The following is a 2526-nucleotide window of genomic DNA, read 5'->3' as shown; positions in this document are numbered from 1 at the left end:
GTAAGCGTCCCGTCACGGCATCTTGACGTCGCCCCAACGGCGATCGTTCACGTCAGCCCTGCGGTTTCCAGCAGTGCGGCAGCAACTCTTCGATGCGGCTATTGGGTTGCGTCGGTATCCGCTCGAGCACGTCCTTGAGATACGCCCAGGGGTCATGCCCGTTGAGCTTGGCCGACATCACCAGACTCATCACGATGGCAGCGCGTTGGCCTGCCAGTTCGCTTCCGGCAAATAGCCATGCCTTCCTTCCGAGGGCCCATGGGCGAATTTGATTTTCGCAATGATTGTTGTCCACGGCAACGTTGCCGTTGCTCAGGTGCTCGGTCAACGCGTCCCAGTGGTTCAGGCTGTAGTCGATCGCCCCGGCGATGCCACTGCCATTGGGCACACGTGCGCGTTCGAGCTGCAGCCACACGTGCATCTCTTTCCACAGCGGCTTCGACCGGCTTTGCCGCACGGCAAGGCGCTCCTCTATGCTTAGGCTGTGAACCTCGCGCTCGATACGGAAGATCAGGGCGATGCGCTGCACCGCCTCAAGGGCCACCGGACTCTGGTTGTCCTTGATGAGCTCGTCGAATTTTCGTCTCGCGTGCGCCAGGCAACCGGCCGCCTTCCGTTCATGCAGCTTGACCACGCTGTCGTAGCCGCGGAACTCGTCCCTCACCAGCGTGCCGCACCAGTCGCCCAGGAACGCGACGGCGTACTTGCCCCCACGACCCGGGCAGAAGTCATAGGCGACGCCCGGCAGAGGATCGAATTTGCTCCTCGCATACGCCCAGACATAGGCTCTCTTTGTCTTGCCGGCGCCGGGGTCGAGCAGCCTGACCGGCGTCTCGTCGGCATGCAGCACATTGGACTGCAGGATGAACTCGCGGTGCACATCGAAGAGCGGCTGCAATGCAGCACCTCCTTGTCCTGACCACGAGGCGAGCGTCGAGCGCGGTGTGTGCACGTTCGAGCGCGCGTTGATGCTTTCCTGGCGGTAGTACGGCAGGTGGTCGACGAAGCGGCTGACCAGCACATGTGCGATCAGTCCTGAGGCTGGAATGCCTTTGTCGATGATCTGGGGAGCGACTAGCTGCTGCACCAGTATCTGGCAGCACCTGCAGGCCCACTTGCCGCGGATGTGCCGATGCACGAAGAACTCGGCCGGAACGACGTCGAGCTTCTCGGTGATGTCCTCGCCGATGCGCGCCATCGCCTGACCGCAACCCGGGGTCGGGCAGGTGGTGTTGGCAGGCTCGTGGCTGTAGTCGACGCGCCGCAGGTGATCAGGCAGGAGCGCACGCCGTGGCTTGAGTGCGGGCTTCTCATCGGGAGGTGGCGCCGAGGACGCAGCCTGCTCGCCCTGCAGCGCTGCCAGCTGTGCTTCCAGGCTGGCCTGATCTTCGGCCAGCGTCTCCTCGAACATCTGGCGCTGCCCGGCGTCCATGCGCTCGGTCCTGGCCCCGAACCGGTAAGCCTTCAGACGAGCGAGCTCGAACATGATGCGTTCGATCTTCACGTCCTTGAACTTGATCAGCTGCGCCTGCTGTGCGATGAATTCGTTCTGCTCGCCGATGCGAGCGAGCATCTGCGCGGCCACCTCGGCCCACGCATCCGGACTCAGACCCTGAAGGTCCTGTACGTTGAGTCCGGCGAGCGAATCGAGCATGGTTTCATTGTGCAGAGTCATGGCCTGCGTGACCATACGGACATGCTCGCATTGCCCTGGGCAAGCCCTTCGGGTCGCAATTCACATCCGCGAGATCGCCTTCATTTGTTCGAGTCGCTCCCACGGCAGACCGAGCACCAAGGCGTCGAACTGCTGCTGCGTCACGACCATCGCACTGGCATCTGCGCGCGCTTCGCGTGGCCAGACGAAGCGGCCCTCGTTGAGGCGTCGTGCTGCGCACCAGACACCGAAGCCGTCATGAACCAGCAGCTTGATTCGCGTCGTCCGTGCGTTGGCAAACAGGTAGCCATGATGGGCCTGGGCGCAACCGAAGACCTGCACCACGCGTGCGAGCAATCGATCGGCGCCAGCTCGCATGTCCACCGGTTGGGCGGCAAGCCACAACGCGTCGATGCGAATCACCGCAGCAGCTTTCGCAGCCACCCGGCGCACTCGGCGTTCGCCGACATCGGCCAGGTGACCGTCGCGGCAAAGGCGCCGCCGCGCAATTCAATGCGCAACTCCTGAAGATGCGCGTGTGTCGGTGGCTGCACCGTGGGCGCACCGATCACCAGCGGAATAAACGTTGGCTTCGGCATGGCGGGCGTTGCTGCGTTCCCGGTCGCAACAACTGCGCGCTGTGCAGACCGACGCCACTTGTGCACGAGATTGGCATTGATTCCGAACGCCATCGCCACGCTCGCGACCGACGCACCTGCACGGCACTCGTCCAGCACAGCCCGCTTCACCTCGGGCGTGTGCATGCGTCGCACAATCCTCTTTGTCTCTTCCATGGTGTCCACCTATTTGTAGTGGACACCATCGTCGGCTTCTGGACACCAACTCTCAAGATGCCGTGGCTGGTCGCTTAC

Annotated in this window: 3 protein-coding genes; all 3 read right to left on the bottom strand. The window is 63.1% G+C overall.

The genetic code is table 11. The annotated features are described in order from the left end of the window. Positions 1–52: 52 nt before the first annotated feature. The gene (tnpC, locus tag QN397_RS26515; RefSeq protein WP_323502507.1) at positions 53–1654 is read right to left on the bottom strand and encodes an IS66 family transposase; all 1602 of its coding nucleotides are present in this window, start codon (positions 1652–1654) and stop codon (positions 53–55) included. Positions 1655–1735: 81 nt separating this feature from the next. Beyond that, the gene (gene tnpB / locus QN397_RS26510; protein ID WP_323502506.1) at positions 1736–2077 is read right to left on the bottom strand and encodes an IS66 family insertion sequence element accessory protein TnpB; all 342 of its coding nucleotides are present in this window, start codon (positions 2075–2077) and stop codon (positions 1736–1738) included. After that, entirely contained in the window at positions 2074–2418 is a 345-nt protein-coding gene (locus tag QN397_RS26505) for a transposase (RefSeq protein WP_323502504.1), read from the bottom strand. Before QN397_RS26505 ends, tnpB begins: the two co-directional genes overlap by 4 nt. Between the last annotated feature and the right edge of the window lie 108 nt (positions 2419–2526).

It is taken from the genome of Variovorax sp. RTB1, from assembly GCF_035018765.1.
Lineage (GTDB): Bacteria > Pseudomonadota > Gammaproteobacteria > Burkholderiales > Burkholderiaceae_C > Variovorax.
Note: the sequence above shows the minus strand (reverse complement) of the source record. Positions and strands in the feature narration are given on the sequence as shown.